Below are 16,927 nucleotides of genomic sequence, written 5' to 3'. Positions count from 1 at the left end.
GTCATGGCGAACCTGCCTCGATGCGGGCAGCATTCGGGAACGGGCGACACGGACGTTGCCCGCTCCTCCCCCGGGGCGCCGGTGGTTCCTCGTCAGTGACGCAGCGCGTCGCCCATCCCGGCCGCCCCGCTTTTCTGCGCTACCGAACGCCACGCTTGAAGCGTGGCGTTCGCGCGTCAGTCCACCAGCCGCAGGCGCAGTTCCTTGGGCAGGGCGAACACCATGTCTTCCGGCTCGCCATGCAGCTCGCGCACGCTGGCCGCACCGAGCTCGCGCAGCCGCGCGAGCACGCCCTGCACCAGCACGTCGGGCGCGGAGGCGCCGGCGGTGACGCCGATGCGCTTGCGCCCCGCCACCCAGGCGGGATCGATCTCGTCGGCGCCATCGATCAGCCAGGCCGCCGCACCTTCGCGTTCGGCCAGCTCGCGCAGGCGGTTGGAATTGGAGGAATTCGGCGAGCCGACCACCAGCACCGCGTCGCAGCCCTCGCCGACCAGCTCGCGCACGGCGTCCTGGCGGTTCTGGGTGGCGTAGCAGATGTCGTCGTTCTTCGGCCCCTGCATCTCCGGGAAGCGGGCCTTCAACGCGGCGATGATGTCGCGGGTGTCGTCCACGCTCAGCGTGGTCTGGGTGGTGAACGAGCAGTTGCCAGGCTGCGCGATCTCGAGCGTGGCAACGTCATCGATGTCCTCGACCAGGTGGATGCTGCCGATGCCGCCCTCGCGGTTCCACTGCCCCATCGTGCCTTCCACTTCCGGATGCCCGGCGTGGCCGATCAAGACCATGTCGCGGCCGTTGCGGCATTGCCGCGCCACTTCCAGGTGCACCTTCGTCACCAGCGGGCAAGTGGCATCGAACACCTTCAGGCCGCGGCGTTCCGCTTCGCGGCGCACCGCCTGCGAGACGCCGTGCGCGCTGAAGATCACCGTGTTGCCGTCCGGCACTTCGTCCAGTTCCTCGACGAAGATCGCGCCGCGCGCCTTCAGGTCGTCGACCACGAACTTGTTGTGCACGACCTCGTGGCGCACGTAGATCGGCGCGCCCAGGGTCTCGATGGCGCGCTTGACGATCTCGATGGCACGATCGACGCCGGCGCAGAAACCGCGCGGGTTGGCGAGCAGGATATCCATGCCGCGATTATCCGCCCTGCGCTTTCGGCTTGCCCGACAGCAGCCCGAACAGGCCGATGCCGATGGCGCCGCCGACCACCGCGCAGTCGGCGATGTTGAACGCCGGCCAATAGTGCTCGCCGACGTACCACTGGATGAAATCGACCACGTGGCCGTGCATGAAGCGGTCGATCACGTTGCCCAGCGCGCCGCCGATCACCAGCGCCAGCGGCAGCGCCTGCTTCCAGTCGCCGCGCGGCGTGCGCGACAGCATCCACGCCATCAGCCCGCTGATGGCGAAGGCGAGCGTGGCGAAGAAGTACTTCTGCCAGCCGCCGGCATCGGCGAGGAAGCTGAAGGCCGCGCCGGTGTTGTAGGTGCGGTACCAGTTCCAGAAACCGTCGATCACCGGCACCGCGGTGAATTCCGGCAGTGCGTGCAACACCCAGGCCTTCGACCACTGGTCGACGACGACGACGATGACCGATGCCAACAGCCAGGGCAACGCATTCGGCTTGACCGGCGCGGCCATCAGAACCACTCCCGTGTTTCGCCGGGGCCTTCGATGTTGGACACGCAGCGCATGCACAGCTCCGGATGCCGCGGATCCGCACCGACGTCCCCGCGGCGATGCCAGCAACGCACGCATTTGGCCTTAGTCGTCGCTTGCGCAAACACGCCGACCACGCCCTTCGCCTCCGCGTCCGGCACCACCCGCACGTCGCCGCTGATGAACAGGAAGCGCAGTTCGTCGGCCAGCGGCGCCAGCCGGTTCTGCTCGGCGACGCCGCAGCGCAATTCGATTTCCGCATCCAGCGCGGCGCCGATCTCGCCGGCGGCGCGCATCGGTTCCAGCACCTTGGCGACCTGCTCGCGCAGCGCCAGCAAGCCGTCCATGTCCGCTGCCGACAGCGCGGCATCGTCCGCCAGCGGCGCGAGGCCGTCGTACCAGGTCGCGAACAGCACGTTGCCGGCGCGCTCGCCCGGCAGGTGGCCCCACATCTCGTCGGCGGTGAAGCTCAGCACCGGCGCGATCCAGCGCACGAAGGCCTCGGCGATGCGGAACATCGCCGACTGCGCGCTGCGACGCCCGCGCGAATCCTCGCCCATCGTGTACAGCCGGTCCTTGGTCACGTCGAGGTAGAGCGAACCCAGGTCGACGCTGCAGAAGTTCATCAGCGCCTGCACCACCGCGGCGAAGTCGTAGTCCGCGTAGGCCTTGGCGATCTCTTCCTGCACCTGCCAGGCGCGATGCACGATCCAGCGGTCCAGCGCGACCATGTCGTCGAGCGCGCGCAGGTCGCGCGCCGGGTCGAAGCCGTGCAGGTTGCCGAGCAGGAAACGCGCGGTGTTGCGGATGCGGCGATAGGCATCGGCGTTGCGCTTGAGGATCTCCTGCGACAGCGACATCTCGTTGCTGTAGTCGGCGCTGGCGATCCACAGGCGCAGGATGTCCGCGCCCAGGGTCTTCATGATGTCCTGCGGCTCGATGCCGTTGCCCAGCGACTTCGACATCTTGCGGCCGTGCTCGTCCACGGTGAAGCCGTGGGTCAGGCATTGCCGGTACGGCGCGGCCTTGTCGATGGCGACGCCGGTGAGCAGCGAAGACTGGAACCAGCCGCGATGCTGGTCGGAACCTTCCAGGTAGAGGTCGGCGGGCTTGCCAAGGCCGCGCGGCAACAGCACGGCTTCGTGGGTGACGCCGGAATCGAACCAGACATCGAGGATGTCGGTGATCTTGTCGTAATCCTTCGCTTCGTCGCCGAGCAGTTCGGCGGCATCGAGCGAATACCAGACGTCGACGCCGCCCTGCTCCACGCGCTCGGCCACGGCGCGCATCAGCTCGACGCTGCGCGGATGCGGCTCGCCGGTTTCGCGATGCACGAACAAGGCGATCGGCACGCCCCAGGTACGCTGGCGCGAGATCGTCCAGTCCGGGCGGTCCGCCACCATCCCGGCGATGCGCGCCTCGCCCCATTCCGGGTACCACTTCACGCCCTTGATCGCGGCCAGTGCGTCGCTGCGCAGGTTCGCCTGGTCCATCGAGATGAACCACTGCGGGGTGGCCCGGAACGCCACCGGCGTCTTGTGCCGCCAGCAATGCGGGTAGCTGTGGGTCAGCTTGGAGAACGCGAGCAGCGCTTCGTTCGCGCGCAGCACCTCGACCAGCGCGTCGTTGGCCTTCCACACATGCATGCCGGCGAGCTCGACGCCGTCGGCGGGCGGCGTCGACGTCAGGTACACGCCGCGACCATCGACCGGATTGAGCTGCGCTGCCGAATACTTCTCGACCAGGCCGTACTTCTGCGAGACCGCGAAGTCTTCCTGGCCGTGGCCGGGCGCGGTATGCACGGCGCCGGTGCCGTCTTCGGCGCTGACGTGGTCGCCGAGCAGGATCGGGATGTCGCGCTCCGGATAGAACGGATGCGCGAACAACATGTTCTCGAGCTTCTCGCCGCTGGCGCGGCCGAGCAGCACGACTTCATCGACGCCGTAGCGCTTGAGCGCCTTCTCCGCCAGCGCTTCGGCCAGCACCAGCCAACGCCGCGAACCGTCGCCCTTGGCCGGGCCTTCGACCAACACATAATCGAGTTCCGGGCCCATCGAGATCGCCAGCGATGCCGGCAGCGTCCACGGCGTGGTGGTCCAGATCGGCACCGCGATCTCGACGCCATCGGGCACGCCGATGCCGAACACGCCGGCGATCTTCTTGTTCTCGCGCGCGGCGTAGGCCACGTCGACTGCGGGCGAGACCTTGTCCTGGTACTCGATCTCCGCTTCCGCGAGTGCGGAACCGCAATCGAAGCACCAGTACACCGGCTTCACCCCACGCAGCAGGTGACCGTTCTCGACCACTTTCGCGAGCGCGCGGATCTCGTCGGCCTCGAACTTGAAGTCCAGCGTGCGGTACGGATTGTCCCAATCGCCCAGCACGCCGAGGCGCTTGAAGTCGCGGCGCTGCACGTCGATCTGCTCGTTGGCGTACTCGCGGCACTTCTGCCGGAACTCGACCGCGTCCAGCTTGACCCCGACCTTGCCCCACTTCTTCTCGATCGCGATCTCGATCGGCAGGCCGTGGCAGTCCCAACCCGGGATGTACGGCGCATCGAAGCCGGCCACCGTCTTCGACTTGACGATGATGTCCTTGAGGATCTTGTTGACCGCATGGCCCAGGTGGATCGCGCCGTTCGCGTACGGCGGGCCGTCGTGCAACACGAACTGCGGGCGGCCCTTGGCCACGCTGCGGAGTTGCGCGTACAGGCCTTCGCTTTCCCAGCGCGCCAGCGTGTCGGGTTCGCGCTTGGGCAGGTCGCCGCGCATCGGGAACGCGGTCTCCGGCAGCAGGATGGTGGCCTTGTAGGGGTTGTCGGTTTTATCGGTCACACGGAGGCCTGTTTGGTCGATGCTCTTCTTGGAAACTCCGCACACGGAAGCGCGGGCTCTTGCTCAGGGGCGAGCGCATGTCACGCGGTGGCTCGCTGTGGCGTTGAATGGTCGAGGATGGCCCGCGCCTGCTCGTCGTCGCGCTTGATCTGCGCCACCATGGTCGGCAGGTCGGGGAATTTTTCCTCGTCGCGCAGGCGGGCGACGAATTCGACTTCGATGCGGCGGCCGTAGAGGTCGCCATCGAAATCGAACAGGTGCGCTTCCAGCAGCGGATCGACGCCGAACACGGTCGGGCGGGTCCCGAAGCTGGACACCGAGGGCCACGGCCTGTCGGCGACGCCGTGCACCCAGGTCGCGTAAATGCCGCGCAAGGCCGGCGTCTTGCCGCCGTAGCGCAGGTTCGCGGTGGGATAGCCGAGGGTGCGGCCGAGCTGCTGGCCGCGCACGACATGCCCGCCGATCGCATACGGGCGGCCGAGCAGGCGCGCGGCGGTATCGAAATCGCCGTTGCCCAGCGCCGTGCGGATGCGGGTGCTGGACACGCGTTCGCCGGCGAGCTGCACCGGTTCGATCTCATGCGCGGTGAAGCCGAGTTCGGCGCCCATCGCCTTCAGCAAGGCGATGTCGCCGGCTCGGCCCTTGCCGAAACGGAACTCGGGGCCGACCCAGACCTCGCGCGCATGCAGGCGCTCCACCAGCACCTTGCGCACGAAGTCTTCGGCCGGCATCGCCGCCAGTCGTGCGTTGAAGCGCAACAGGCCGATGACGTCGCAACCCAGCGCGTACAGGCCTTCCAGCTTGGCGCGCGGCAGCATCAGGCGCGGCGGCTTGGCGTCCCTGGCGAAGAACTCGCGCGGCAGCGGCTCGAAGCTCAGCGCCACCGCCGGCAAGCCGAGTGCGCGCGCACGCGCAACCGCGCGGCCGACCAACGCGCGATGGCCCAGGTGCAGGCCGTCGAAGGCGCCGATGCAGGCCACGCTGCCCTGCGGGCTCGGGGCCCGGCCATCGGCGTCGCGGAACAGAGGCTTCATGATGACCTTGGAGTATAGCTGCGGTGCAGCATCGCGGCCTCAGTGCTCGCGGAAGTCGCGCGGGCGGAAGCCCAGCGCCAGCATCGCCAAGCCGTAGACCGCCGCGCCGCCGAACACCAGCGCGCCCAGCCAGCCGATCCGCTGCCATTTGTCGACCACGGTGAAATCCGGCGCCAGTTGCAGGCCGGCGACCAGCGCCGCCGCCATCACCCCGTTCGCCAGCAGCATCCGCACCAGGAAGCGCGTCCAGCCCGGCTGCGGATCGAACACATCGGCCTTGCGCAGCCAGCGCCACAGCAGCACCAGGTTGAGGTAGCTGCTCAGCGCGCTGGCGATGCCCAGCGCGAAATGCAGGCCGGGCACCCGCGCCAGGGCCGCCATCACGCCGTCGGCCTTGGCCGCGTCCGGCACCCACAGCATGTACAGCAGGGCCAGCAGGCCGACGTTGAACAGCATGTTGGCGACCATCGCCACCAGTCCGGCGCGTACCGGCGTCCTGGTGTCCTGGCGCGCGTAGAACGCCGGCAGCACGGTCTTGACCATGGCGAACGCCGGCAGGCCGAAGCTCAGGCCGAACACCGACAATGCGGTCATCCTCGCCGCCTCGGCGGTGAACTTGCCGTACTGGAAGATCGTCGAGACCAACGGCAGCGACAGCAGCATCAGGCCCAGCATCGCCGGGACGATGATGATCAGGGTGGTGCGCAGGCCCCAGTCCAGCGACTTCGAGAACCCCGCACGGTCGGTGTTGACGTGGTGGCGGGACAGCGTGGGCAGGATCACCGTGCCCAGCGCGATGCCGAATACGCCCAGCGGGAACTCGAGGAAACGGTCGGCGGTGGACAGCCAGCTCTGCGAGCCGTGCACCAGCATTGCGGCGATGAAGGTGTCGAACAGCAGGTTGACCTGCGCCACCGAGGAGCCCAGCAGGGTCGGCACCATCAGCCGCATCACCTTGCGCACGTCCGGGTGGTTCCAGCCCCAGCGCGGCAACGCCAACAGATCGAGTTTCGCCAGCTGCGGCAGCTGGAACAGCAGCTGCAGCACGCCGGCGGCGAGGATCGCCCAGCCCATCGCCAGGATCGGCGGGTGGGTGAATTTCGAGCCCCACAGCGCGCCGGCGATCATGCACAGGTTGAGGATGATCGGGGTGAACGCCGGCCAGCCGAAGCGCTGGAAACTGTTCAGGGCGCCCGCGGACAGGGCGGTCAGCGACACGAACAGCAGGAACGGGAAGGTCAGCCGCAGCAGGTCGGTGATCAGCTGGTCCTGGCCCGGCGCCGGCTCGGCCTGGGTGAAGGCGGTGGCCAGCTGGGGGGCGAAGATCATGCCCAGCGCGGTGATCAGCAGCAGCACCCCGCCCAGGGTGCCCGCGGTGCGGCCCATCAGCGCCTTCAGGTCGTCGTGGCTGCGCTTTTCCTTGATCTCGGTGAACACCGGCACGAAGGCGGTGGAGAACGAGCCCTCGGCGAACAGCCGGCGCATGAAATTGGGGATGCGGAAGGCGACCCAGAAGGCGTCGGTCATCCAGTTGGTGCCGAAGGTGGTGTTGAACACCTGGTCGCGGACCAGGCCGAACACCCGGCTGAGCATGGTCATCCCGCCGAAGGACAGGACGCCGCGGGTCATGCTGCGGCCGGGTTTGGCCGATGCCGGGCCGCCGCTCATGCCCGTCCCGCCCGGCTGCCGGGGCCAAAACCGGGGTTGTTGACGCAAGCCATTGAATCGCCCATAATTTTGAGTCTTCCAGATCCTTTCGTCCGTGGGCAGTCCTGCCGGCGGCCGATTCTTTCAGCCCCAACAGACTCTCCAGGATTTTCCTCGTGGCCAATATCAAGTCCGCCAAGAAGCGCGCCAAGCAGACCGTCGTGCGCAACGAACGCAACGTCGCCCAGCGCTCCATGCTGCGTACCGCCGTCAAGAAGGTGATCAAGGCGCTCGACGCCAACGATGCCGAAGCCGCAACCGCCGCGTTCGTCACCGCGCAGCCGCTGCTGGATCGCTTCGCCGCCCGCGGCCTGATCCACAAGAACAAGGCCGCCCGTCACAAGGCCCGCCTGACCGCGCGCATCAAGGCGCTGAAGGCCGCCTGAGGCCGCAGCGTCATTCGCAAAAAACCCGGCGAAAGCCGGGTTTTTTGTGCCCGCCGTGGTTGGCGGGCACGATCCGGAGCATCGCCGACGCGATGTCGAAAAACGCTCCGGGCGTTTTCTCGCTGCCTGCGCGAATGCCTCAAGCATCGCCATTCGTGCTCGCCGCCGCTTCATTCGCCGCAGCCTCGAGTTCGTCCTCGCGCAGGCGGTCGAAGAAGGCCTGCACCGCCAGCATGATCGGACGGGTGCCTTCGCGACCCAGCGCCGAGGTGATGTACCACGGTTCCTTCCAGTCCAGCTCGGCGACGATCGCCTCGGCCGCGGCCCGCGCCTCGTCCTCGAACATCAGGTCGGCCTTGTTCAGCACCAGCCAGCGCGGCTTCTCCAGCATCGCCGGATCGTACTTGCGCAGCTCGTGCTCGATCGCCCGCACCTGCTCCGCCGGCGAGACCGCGCTGCCTTCGTAATCCATCGGCGCCATGTCGACCAGGTGCAGCAGCAGGCGGGTGCGCTGCACGTGGCGCAGGAACAGGCTGCCAAGGCCGGCGCCGTCGGCCGCGCCCTCGATCAGGCCGGGGATGTCGGCGATCACGAAGCTGCGGCCCACTTCCACGCTGACCACGCCGAGGTTGGGATACAGGGTGGTGAACGGATAGTCGGCGACCTTCGGCGTGGCCGCCGAGACCGCGCGGATGAAGGTCGACTTGCCCGCATTGGGGAAGCCGAGCAGGCCCACGTCGGCCAGCAGCTTCAGCTCCAGCCGCAGCACCCGGGTCTCGCCCTCGGTGCCCGGCGTGGCCCGGCGCGGGGTGCGGTTGACCGAGCTCTTGAAGTGCATGTTGCCGAGGCCGCCCTGCCCGCCCTTGGCCACCAGCAGGCGCTGGCCATGCTCGGTCAGGTCGCCGATCACCTCGTCGGTGTCGACGTTGTGGACCACGGTGCCGACCGGCACGATGATGGTCCTGTCGTCGCCGGCCTTGCCGTACATCTGGCTGCCCATGCCGTTCTCGCCGCGCTGCGCCTTGAAGCGCGTCTCGTGGCGGAAGTCGACCAGGGTGTTGAGGTTCTCGTCGGCCTGCAGCCAGACGTCGCCGCCGTTGCCGCCGTCGCCGCCGTTGGGGCCGCCGAGCGGGATGAACTTCTCGCGACGGAACGCGATGCAGCCATTGCCGCCATTGCCGGCGGTGACGGTGATTTCAGCTTCGTCGACGAGTTTCATGTGGGCGATTGTGCCGTGTCCGGTGAAGTGTGTGAGGAGCAGCCAGCCTGCAGAAACGAAAAGCCCCGCCGAAGCGGGGCCGTTCGCGGCGCATCGGCGTGGATTACTCCGCGGCGACGATGCTGACCGTGCGGCGCTTCTTCGGGCCCTTGGCCGAGAACTCGACCTTGCCGTCGACCAGCGCGAACAGGGTGTGGTCGCGGCCGAGGCCGACGCCCATGCCCGGGTGGAACTGGGTGCCGCGCTGGCGGACGATGATGTTGCCGGCCTCGATGGCCTGGCCGCCGTAGATCTTGACGCCCAGGTACTTCGGGTTGGAGTCGCGGCCGTTGCGCGAGGAGCCTACGCCCTTTTTATGTGCCATGACGGATTCTCCTTAGCTCAGCCGGCGATGCCGGTGATTTCGATTTCGGTGTAGTGCTGGCGGTGGCCCATCTGCTTGCGATGGTGCTTGCGGCGACGGAACTTCACGATGCGCACCTTGTCGGCACGGCCGTGGCCGACGACCTTGGCGGCAACCGAAGCGCCCTTCAGCGCGTCGCCCAGCTTGATGCCGTCGGCGTCGCCGAGCAGCAGGATGTTGTCGAACTTGATCTCGCTGCCGGCTTCGGCTTCGAGTTTCTCGACGCGGAGCTTTTCGCCCTGCATCACGCGGTATTGCTTACCGCCGGTGACCAGTACTGCGTACATGATGGTGGTTCCTGACTGTGGTTTCTGTAGTTCTTCTTGGTCATGTCGGCCGTTAAATCCGACACGCTGAGTGCCATCGAGGGCAGACAGGAGCGGAATTGTAGGGGATTCAGCTAGTTAGGGTCAACTGGGGTCCCGGATCGCGTCCCGAGGCGGCCGGGGGCAATCCCGCCGCTCCCTCGAGTCGTCCAGGACTCAGGTCACGGGCGCGGGCCATCCGTGGCCCGCTCGGGATTACCCCCGGCCGCCTCGGGACGCTCGGGTGAGTTGACGACATTGGATGGGAACAGCCGAAGAGCGAAAACCGCTTGTCCACACCCCGCGACATGGCTCGGGGGCGTCGTGTGTCTGGGGGAGGAGTTCGAGCGGGCCATGGGTGAAGCTGGGCCGCTTGCGCGGCACTACCGCGCAGCCCGGCTGAACGCCCGGCGCGCTGCGCCGGGCCGGAGGAGCCGCGAAGCGGCGTGCCCGCGCCCGCCGCATCAGTCAGGACGACTGGACAAGGCGGCGAGGCCAGCCCCGGGGCACACGGCGGCCCTGCGTCGCAGCCCCGGAGACGCCCATAACGAAAGCTGGCAATCCACCGATTTGCCCCCAAATCACCTGCTCGCTACGCTTCCCGATTGGCCTTCGCATCGCGCCGGCCACCCCCACCCGCAGGACAGACCCACGATGGCGCTGGACTACATCCGCATCCGCGGCGCACGGACGCACAACCTCAAGAACATCGACCTCGACCTGCCGCGCGAGAAATTGATCGTGATCACCGGCCTGTCCGGGTCCGGCAAGTCCTCGCTCGCCTTCGACACGATCTATGCCGAAGGCCAGCGCCGCTACGTCGAATCGCTGTCGGCCTACGCGCGCCAGTTCCTGAGCGTGATGGACAAGCCCGACGTCGACCACATCGAGGGCCTGTCGCCGGCGATCTCGATCGAGCAGAAATCCACCAGCCACAACCCGCGCTCCACCGTCGGCACCATCACCGAGATCCACGACTACCTGCGCTTGCTGTACGCGCGCGTCGGCAGCCCGCGCTGCCCCGACCACCACTTCCCGCTGGAAGCGCAGACCGTCAGCCAGATGGTCGATGCAGTGCTGGCGATGGAAGCCGATGCCGCGCTCGGCGAGCAACGCTGGATGCTGCTGTCGCCGGTGATCCGCGAGCGCAAGGGCGAGCACCTGCAGGTGTTCGAGCAGCTGCGCGCGCAAGGCTACACGCGCGTGCGCGTCAACGGCCAGGTGCACGAGATCGATGCAGTGCCGGCGCTGGCACTGCGCCAGAAGCACACCATCGAAGCCGTCATCGACCGCTTCAAGCCGCGCGCGGAGATCAAGCAGCGCCTGGCCGAATCGTTCGAGACCGCGCTCAAGCTCGGCGACGGCATGGCCATCGTGCAGTCGATGGACGAGCCGGCGCGCGAGCCGCTGCTGTTCTCGTCGAAGTATTCCTGCCCGGTCTGCGACTACTCGCTGCCGGAGCTGGAACCGCGGCTGTTCTCGTTCAACTCGCCGGTCGGCGCCTGCCCGACCTGCGACGGCCTGGGCGTGTCGCAGTTCTTCGATCCGTCGCGGGTGGTGGCGCATCCGGAGTTGTCGCTCGCGGCGGGCGCGATGCGCGGTTGGGACCGCCGCAACGCCTACTACTTCTCGATGATCGCGTCGCTGGCCAAGCACTACAAGTTCGACGTGGACATGCCCTGGCAGCTGCTGCCGGCGAAGATCCGCGACATCGTCCTGCACGGCAGCGGCGACGAGGTGATCAACCTGGTCTACGTGGGCGAGAACGGCAACAAGTACCAGCGCAAGCACACCTTCGAAGGCATCCTGCCGAACCTGGAGCGCCGCTACCGCGAAACCGAATCCGCCGCGGTGCGCGAGGAACTGGCGAAGTACATCAGCGAACGCCCCTGCCCCGACTGCGGCGGTGCGCGCCTGAACCGCGCCGCGCGCAACGTGTTCGTCGCCGACCGGCCGCTGCCGGAGATCGCGACGCTGCCGATCGACGCCTCGCTCGCCTTCTTCGACAAGCTCACGTTGCCCGGCTGGCGCGGCGAGATCGCGGTCAAGATCGTCAAGGAAATCCGCGAACGGCTCGGCTTCCTGGTCGATGTCGGCCTCGACTACCTCACGCTGGAGCGCAAGGCCGATTCGCTGTCCGGCGGCGAGGCACAGCGCATCCGCCTGGCCTCGCAGATCGGCGCGGGGCTGGTCGGGGTGATGTACGTGCTCGACGAGCCCAGCATCGGCCTGCACCAGCGCGACAACGAGCGCCTGCTCGGCACCCTCACCCGCCTGCGCGACCTCGGCAACACGGTGATCGTGGTCGAGCACGACGAGGACGCGATCCGCCTGGCCGACTACATCGTCGACATCGGCCCCGGCGCCGGCGTGCATGGCGGCGACGTGGTCGCGCAGGGCAGCCTGCCGGAGGTGTTGAAGGCGCCGCGCTCGGTCACCGGGCAATACCTGTCCGGCAAGAAGAAGATCGAGGTCCCGGCGCACCGCAACCCGCCCAACCGCAAGCTGATGCTCAAGCTGAAGGGCGCCAGCGGCAACAACCTGAAGGACGTCGACCTGGAGATTCCGTCGGGGCTGTTCACCGCCGTCACCGGCGTGTCCGGTTCCGGCAAGTCGACGCTGATCAACGACACCCTGTATTCGCTGGCCGCGAACGAAATCAACGGCGCCTCGCACACCGCGGCGCCGTACCGCGAAGTGCAGGGCCTGGACCTGTTCGACAAGGTGGTCGACATCGACCAGTCGCCGATCGGACGCACGCCGCGCTCGAATCCGGCGACCTACACCGGCCTGTTCACCCCGCTGCGCGAGCTGTTCGCGCAGGTGCCGGAAGCGCGCGCGCGCGGCTATGCGCCGGGCCGCTTCAGCTTCAACGTGCGCGGCGGCCGCTGCGAGGCCTGCCAGGGCGACGGCCTGATCAAGGTCGAGATGCACTTCCTGCCCGACGTGTACGTGCCCTGCGACGTCTGCGCCGGCAAGCGCTACAACCGCGAGACGCTGGAGATCCTCTACAAGGGCCACAGCATCCGCGACGTGCTGGAAATGACCGTGGAAGACGCGCTGGAGCTGTTCCAACCGGTGCCGAGCATCGCCCGCAAGCTCGAGACGCTGATGGACGTGGGCCTGAGCTACATCAAGCTGGGCCAGTCGGCGACCACGCTGTCCGGCGGCGAGGCGCAGCGCGTGAAGCTGTCGAAGGAACTGTCGCGCCGCGATACCGGCCGCACCCTGTACATCCTCGACGAGCCGACCACCGGCCTGCATTTCCACGACATCGAGCACCTGCTGGCGGTGCTGCACAAGCTGCGCGACGACGGCAATACCATCGTCGTCATCGAACACAACCTGGACGTGATCAAGACCGCGGACTGGGTGGTCGACCTCGGCCCGGAGGGCGGCCATCGCGGCGGCATGATCATCGCCCAGGGCACGCCGGAGGACGTGGCCGCCAACCCGGCCTCGCACACCGGCCGCTTCCTTGCGCCTTTGCTCGAAAAAAACGCGGCACGCTCGGCATCCACGCCCAAGCCTGCCGCGAAGAAGGCAAGGAAGAAAACCGCATGAGCCAGCCAGCAACCGGCACGTTGTTCCGCATGGCGATCCCGCTGCGCTGGAGCGACCTGGACGCGTTCAACCACGTCAACAATGCGCGCTATCTGACCTTCATCGAACAGGCGCGCATCGAGTGGTTGGAAGGCCTGGACGCACCGTGGGTGACGGAGGAATACGGCCCGGTGCTCGCGCAGACCCTGCTCAACTACAAGCTGCCGATCGAGTACCCGGCGAATGTCTTCGTCGAGCTGTTCACCGAGCGGCTCGGCACCAGCAGCGTGACCCTCGGCCATCGCATCCTGGCGGCGGACGGCACCCTGCACTGCGACGGGCATGCGGTGGTGGTGTGGATCGACCGCCGCAGCGGCAAGTCGCGGCCGCTGCCGGAGGGCGTGCGGCGCGCGCATGAATCGCTGATGGCGCCGGCAACGGACTGAAGTCCGCCGATGGAATCAGGGCGCCGGCTTGCGCGCCTCGAATTCGCCGAGCAGTTCGCGGCCGTCCTTCAGCTTGAACACGATGGCGACGCGGCTGCCCGGCTTCAGCGTCGCCTTCGGCTGCATCAGCATCAGGTGCAGGCCGCCCGGCTGCAGCAGCGCCGCGCCATCCGGCGCGATCCGCAGCTCCGGCACTTCGCGCATGCGGTTGATGCCGTCGACCAGCTTCGATTCGTGCAACTCGACGCTGCCGTAGGCCGGGCTGCTGGCCGAGACGATGGTCGCCGGCATCGGGCAATGGTTGTCGATCCGGCCGAACCCGGCCTGCATCGGCATGCCGCCGGGCATGAGGCGGATCCAGCCGTCCTTGACCTTGGGCGCGCAGTCGCGGGCGCAGGCGGACAGCGGCAGGCACAACAGCAGCAATGCGATGCGGATCTTCATGCGCCTATGATAACGGCTGCCCTGCATCCGGATCCCGCCATGCCGCTCGTCGAAACCCTCGTCCACGGCCACGTCACCGAACTGCGCTTGGCGCGCCCGCCGGTCAACGCGCTGGATCCCGCGCTGTGCAACGACCTGGCCGCCGCGCTGGCCGCCGCGCTGGCCAATGGCGCCGGCGGCATCGTGCTGTCCGGCGGCCCGAAGGTGTTCTCGGCCGGCCTCGACGTGCCCTACCTGCTCTCGCTGGGCGACGACCAGGCCGCGTTGTTGCACGCCTGGACCGCGTTCTTCGATGCCGCGCGCGCCCTGCTGGAATCGCCGGTGCCGGTGGTCGCGGCGATGGCCGGGCATGCGCCCGCCGGCGGCTGCGTGCTGGCGCTGTGCTGCGACTACCGGATCATGGCCGAAGGCCCGTACCGGATCGGCCTCAACGAAACCCAGGTCGGGCTGGTGGCGCCGGAAGGCATCCAGTCGCTGCTGGCGCGCGTGGTCGGGCCGCATCGCGCGGAACGCCTGCTGGTCGCCGGTGCGATGCCGGATGCGGCCGAGGCGTTGCGCATCGGGCTGGTCGATGAACTGACCGGGATCGACGACGTCGCCACCCGTGCCCGCGTGTGGCTGGAAGAGCTGCTGCAATTGCCGCGCAAGCCGATGCAGGAAACCCGCCGCATCGCCCGGCGCGACGCCGTGGCCGCGCTGCGGCCGGAACGCATCGACCTGCCGCGCTTCGTCGGTGCGTGGATGGAGCCGGATACGCAGGCGGGATTGCGCGCGATGCTGGCGCGCATCGGCAAGTGAGCCTTAGCGGACGCGATTGCCGCGTTCGTCGATCACCACCTCGCCGTCTTCCTTCACGAACGGCTTGTCGCAGGGCGGCAGCACGTCCAGCACCAGCGACGAGTCCGGCCGGCATAGGCGGGTGCCCAGCGGGCTGAACACGAACGGCCGGTTGATCAGCGCCGGATGCGCGAGCATCGCGTCGAGCAGCGCATCGTCGGTGAGCGCGGCATCGTCCAGCCCGTTGGCGAGGTAGGCCGGCTCCTTGCTGCGGATCGCCTCGCGCACGGACAGGCCGGCGGCGGCGATCGCCTCGCGCAATCGCGCCTTGTCCGGCGGCGACTGCAGGTACTCGACGATGCGCGGTTCAATCCCGGCGTGGCGGATCAGCGCCAGCGCATTGCGCGAGGTGCCGCAGGCCGGGTTGTGCCAGATTTCGACGGGCATGGTCATGGCGCGGATCGACGCATGCTCAGGCGCCGGCCGCGACGGGCCGCGCGGGGTCGCTGATCCAGCCGCTCCACGAACCGGTGTACAGCTTCGCGCCGCGCAATCCGGCGCGTTCCATCGCCAGCAGGTGGTGACAGGCGGTGACGCCGGAACCGCACATCGCCACGACCTGGTCCGGGCTGCGCTCGCCGAGCATGGCGCGGAATTCGTCGGCCAGTTGCATCGGCGACTTGAAGCGGCCGTCGGCAAGATTGTCGGAATACGGACGGTTGATCGCGCCGGGCACGTGGCCGGCGATGCGGTCGATCGGCTCCTCTTCGCCGCGGAAGCGCGACGCTGCGCGCGCATCCACCAGCATGCCGCCCTGCTGCAGGTGCGCCTCGACCGCCTCCGCGCCCAACAGGCGCGAGGCGTCGAAGGACAGCTGGGCGGCCTGGTATTTCGCCCGGAACTGATCCGCGACGGTGGCGGGCGACGATGACACCGGCAAGCCCAGCGCGGTCCAGCGCGCCCAGCCGCCATCGAGCACGGCGACTTTTTCATGGCCCAGCATGCGCAGCAGGAACCACAACCGCGCGGCGTGCGCACCATCGCCATTGTCGTAGGCGACGACCTGCACGGTCGGCCCGATGCCCCAGCGCGACAACTTGGCGGTGAAGACCTCCGCGGACGGCCACGGGTGCCGGCCCTCGCCATGCGGCGACATTTCCGACAGGTCGCGCTCGAGGTGCGCATAGACCGCGCCCGGCAGGTGCGAGGCCAGGTAGGCGTTCTCGCCGGCATTGGGATCGAGCAGGCTGAAACGGCAATCGACGATCGCAAGGTCGCTGCGGTTGAGGCCGATCGCCAGGGTTTCGGCCTGCACCAGGGTTGTCCATCCGGCCATCAGATCCTCCCGGGGATTGCATGCGCGAGGCGTTCGCGGAGGTTGAACAGGATCGAGGCGGTCACGCCCCAGATCCGTTGCTGGTCATAACGGTATTGGAGCACGTGGCGCGGCCGTCCGCCGAATTGCAGCTCGATTTTCTCCAGCCTGGCAGGATCCAGCAGCAGATCCAGCGGCACCTCGAACACCTCGGCGACCTCGCCCGGATCCGGTCGCGGCGCGAAATCGGGCTCGATCAACGCCAGCAACGGCAGCACGCGGAAGCCGGTGATGGTGAGCATCGGATCGAGATAGCCCAGCGCCGTGGCCTGCGCGGCCTGCAGGCCGACTTCCTCCCGCGCCTCGCGCAGGGCGGCCGCGGCGGGGCTCGGGTCGAAGCTTTCGATCCGGCCGCCGGGGAAACTCACTTGCCCGGCGTGGTGGCGCAGGCCGTCATGGCGGCGGGTGAGCAGCACGCTGGGACCGTCTGCATGGGCCATCACGCCCACCAGCACGGCTGCAGCCCTGGGCTCGCCGGGCGACAGCAGGCCGTCCAGTTCGTGCAGGTTCCAGGGTTCGCCGGCCGGCGGCCGGTCAAGCGGATGCACCGCCAGCCGCAGCGACTCGACAAGCGCGGCCAGGGGCATCAGGCCGGCTCGCGCCGCGCCGCACGCCGGGGCAGGACGTCTTCCATCAGGCGCAGGCGGACATCGTCGTTCATCATCGGCCACGCGGCGATCTCGTCGCCGCTGCGGTGGCAGCCGGCGCACAGGCCGTCGTCGTCGATGTTGCAGATGCCGATGCAGGGACTCAGCACGGCACGGAACTGGTAAGTCATGTCGCTACCGTAGCATC

General features: G+C 68.2%; 15 protein-coding genes and 1 pseudogene. 4 read left to right on the top strand and 12 right to left on the bottom strand.

Translation table 11 applies throughout. From position 1 onward, the window contains the following. Positions 1-176 precede the first annotated feature (176 nt). The 5 genes from ispH to murJ form a co-directional block, all read right to left on the bottom strand. Positions 177-1,130, bottom strand: coding sequence for a 4-hydroxy-3-methylbut-2-enyl diphosphate reductase (gene ispH, locus FHQ07_RS13495; protein ID WP_139717523.1), 954 nt, complete (start codon positions 1,128-1,130; stop codon positions 177-179). A gap of 7 nt (positions 1,131-1,137) precedes the next feature. After that, positions 1,138-1,641 carry a signal peptidase II gene (lspA, locus tag FHQ07_RS13490; protein ID WP_139717521.1) on the bottom strand — a complete coding sequence of 168 codons (504 nt, stop codon included), beginning with the start codon at positions 1,639-1,641 and terminating at the stop codon, positions 1,138-1,140. Beyond that, positions 1,641-4,430 carry an isoleucine--tRNA ligase gene (ileS, locus tag FHQ07_RS13485; RefSeq protein ID WP_240703613.1) on the bottom strand — a complete coding sequence of 930 codons (2,790 nt, stop codon included), beginning with the start codon at positions 4,428-4,430 and terminating at the stop codon, positions 1,641-1,643. The genes lspA and ileS overlap by 1 nt, the downstream gene beginning before the upstream one ends. 143 nt (positions 4,431-4,573) lie before the next feature. Continuing rightward, entirely contained in the window at positions 4,574-5,527 is a 954-nt protein-coding gene (locus FHQ07_RS13480; protein ID WP_139717517.1) for a bifunctional riboflavin kinase/FAD synthetase, read from the bottom strand. A 39-nt stretch (positions 5,528-5,566) separates the two neighbouring features. Further along, positions 5,567-7,156, bottom strand: a complete 1,590-nt coding sequence (gene murJ / locus FHQ07_RS13475) for a murein biosynthesis integral membrane protein MurJ (protein ID WP_139718103.1) — start codon at positions 7,154-7,156, stop codon at positions 5,567-5,569. A 194-nt stretch (positions 7,157-7,350) separates the two neighbouring features. Here murJ and rpsT point away from each other — a divergent pair, with 194 nt between their 5' ends. After that, positions 7,351-7,620: a 30S ribosomal protein S20 gene (rpsT, locus tag FHQ07_RS13470; RefSeq protein ID WP_139717516.1), complete on the top strand. Its 270-nt coding sequence runs from the start codon at positions 7,351-7,353 to the stop codon at positions 7,618-7,620. Positions 7,621-7,759: 139 nt separating this feature from the next. Here rpsT and obgE read toward each other — a convergent pair whose 3' ends face one another. The 3 genes from obgE to rplU form a co-directional block, all read right to left on the bottom strand. Next, a complete protein-coding gene (gene obgE, locus FHQ07_RS13465; protein WP_139717514.1) occupies positions 7,760-8,839 on the bottom strand; it encodes a GTPase ObgE in 1,080 nt (359 codons plus the stop codon). 103 nt (positions 8,840-8,942) lie between these two features. Beyond that, positions 8,943-9,203, bottom strand: coding sequence for a 50S ribosomal protein L27 (gene rpmA / locus FHQ07_RS13460; RefSeq protein WP_139717512.1), 261 nt, complete (start codon positions 9,201-9,203; stop codon positions 8,943-8,945). A gap of 17 nt (positions 9,204-9,220) precedes the next feature. After that, entirely contained in the window at positions 9,221-9,529 is a 309-nt protein-coding gene (gene rplU / locus FHQ07_RS13455) for a 50S ribosomal protein L21 (RefSeq protein ID WP_139717510.1), read from the bottom strand. Between the two features lie 672 nt (positions 9,530-10,201). Between rplU and uvrA the strand changes: the two genes are divergently transcribed. Further along, complete coding sequence (gene uvrA / locus FHQ07_RS13450; protein WP_139717508.1) at positions 10,202-13,111, top strand: excinuclease ABC subunit UvrA; 2,910 nt, start codon at positions 10,202-10,204, stop codon at positions 13,109-13,111. Continuing rightward, on the top strand, positions 13,108-13,536 hold the full coding sequence (locus FHQ07_RS13445; RefSeq protein WP_139717506.1) for an acyl-CoA thioesterase: 429 nt from the start codon (positions 13,108-13,110) through the stop codon (positions 13,534-13,536). The genes uvrA and FHQ07_RS13445 overlap by 4 nt, the downstream gene beginning before the upstream one ends. Before the next feature lie 15 nt (positions 13,537-13,551). Here the strand turns inward: FHQ07_RS13445 and FHQ07_RS13440 are convergent, their stop codons facing one another. After that, a complete protein-coding gene (locus FHQ07_RS13440) occupies positions 13,552-13,980 on the bottom strand; it encodes a copper chaperone PCu(A)C (protein ID WP_168191572.1) in 429 nt (142 codons plus the stop codon). A 39-nt stretch (positions 13,981-14,019) separates the two neighbouring features. On the opposite strand from FHQ07_RS13440, the gene FHQ07_RS13435 reads away from it, so the two are divergent. Further along, complete coding sequence (locus FHQ07_RS13435; protein WP_139717502.1) at positions 14,020-14,778, top strand: enoyl-CoA hydratase/isomerase family protein; 759 nt, start codon at positions 14,020-14,022, stop codon at positions 14,776-14,778. Between the two features lie 3 nt (positions 14,779-14,781). Here the strand turns inward: FHQ07_RS13435 and arsC are convergent, their stop codons facing one another. The 3 genes and pseudogenes from arsC to FHQ07_RS13420 all read right to left on the bottom strand — a co-directional run bounded on the left by arsC (position 14,782) and on the right by FHQ07_RS13420 (position 16,910). Next, complete coding sequence (gene arsC, locus FHQ07_RS13430; protein ID WP_139718101.1) at positions 14,782-15,204, bottom strand: arsenate reductase (glutaredoxin); 423 nt, start codon at positions 15,202-15,204, stop codon at positions 14,782-14,784. 25 nt (positions 15,205-15,229) lie between these two features. Next, complete coding sequence (locus tag FHQ07_RS13425) at positions 15,230-16,093, bottom strand: sulfurtransferase (RefSeq protein ID WP_139717500.1); 864 nt, start codon at positions 16,091-16,093, stop codon at positions 15,230-15,232. Then, a pseudogene (locus FHQ07_RS13420) lies at positions 16,093-16,910 on the bottom strand (CoA pyrophosphatase). Before FHQ07_RS13420 ends, FHQ07_RS13425 begins: the two are co-directional and overlap by 1 nt. Between the last annotated feature and the right edge of the window lie 17 nt (positions 16,911-16,927).

Origin of the sequence: Thermomonas aquatica (genome assembly GCF_006337105.1) — a bacterium.
Lineage (GTDB): Bacteria > Pseudomonadota > Gammaproteobacteria > Xanthomonadales > Xanthomonadaceae > Thermomonas > Thermomonas aquatica.
Note: the sequence above shows the minus strand (reverse complement) of the source record. Positions and strands in the feature narration are given on the sequence as shown.

Bases quoted from the DNA above. Each gene is read 5' to 3' on its own strand.
- ispH (WP_139717523.1), bottom strand. From the start codon at position 1,130: ATGGATATCCTGCTCGCCAACCCGCGCGGTTTCTGCGCCGGCGTCGAT.
- lspA (WP_139717521.1), bottom strand. From the start codon at position 1,641: ATGGCCGCGCCGGTCAAGCCGAATGCGTTGCCCTGGCTGTTGGCATCG.
- FHQ07_RS13480 (WP_139717517.1), bottom strand. From the start codon at position 5,527: ATGAAGCCTCTGTTCCGCGACGCCGATGGCCGGGCCCCGAGCCCGCAG.
- FHQ07_RS13435 (WP_139717502.1), top strand. From the start codon at position 14,020: ATGCCGCTCGTCGAAACCCTCGTCCACGGCCACGTCACCGAACTGCGC.
- arsC (WP_139718101.1), bottom strand. From the start codon at position 15,204: ATGCCCGTCGAAATCTGGCACAACCCGGCCTGCGGCACCTCGCGCAAT.
- FHQ07_RS13445 (WP_139717506.1), top strand. From the start codon at position 13,108: ATGAGCCAGCCAGCAACCGGCACGTTGTTCCGCATGGCGATCCCGCTG.
- uvrA (WP_139717508.1), top strand. From the start codon at position 10,202: ATGGCGCTGGACTACATCCGCATCCGCGGCGCACGGACGCACAACCTC.
- rplU (WP_139717510.1), bottom strand. From the start codon at position 9,529: ATGTACGCAGTACTGGTCACCGGCGGTAAGCAATACCGCGTGATGCAG.
- FHQ07_RS13440 (WP_168191572.1), bottom strand. From the start codon at position 13,980: ATGAAGATCCGCATCGCATTGCTGCTGTTGTGCCTGCCGCTGTCCGCC.
- rpmA (WP_139717512.1), bottom strand. From the start codon at position 9,203: ATGGCACATAAAAAGGGCGTAGGCTCCTCGCGCAACGGCCGCGACTCC.
- obgE (WP_139717514.1), bottom strand. From the start codon at position 8,839: ATGAAACTCGTCGACGAAGCTGAAATCACCGTCACCGCCGGCAATGGC.
- FHQ07_RS13425 (WP_139717500.1), bottom strand. From the start codon at position 16,093: ATGGCCGGATGGACAACCCTGGTGCAGGCCGAAACCCTGGCGATCGGC.
- murJ (WP_139718103.1), bottom strand. From the start codon at position 7,156: ATGACCCGCGGCGTCCTGTCCTTCGGCGGGATGACCATGCTCAGCCGG.
- ileS (WP_240703613.1), bottom strand. From the start codon at position 4,430: ATGCGCGGCGACCTGCCCAAGCGCGAACCCGACACGCTGGCGCGCTGG.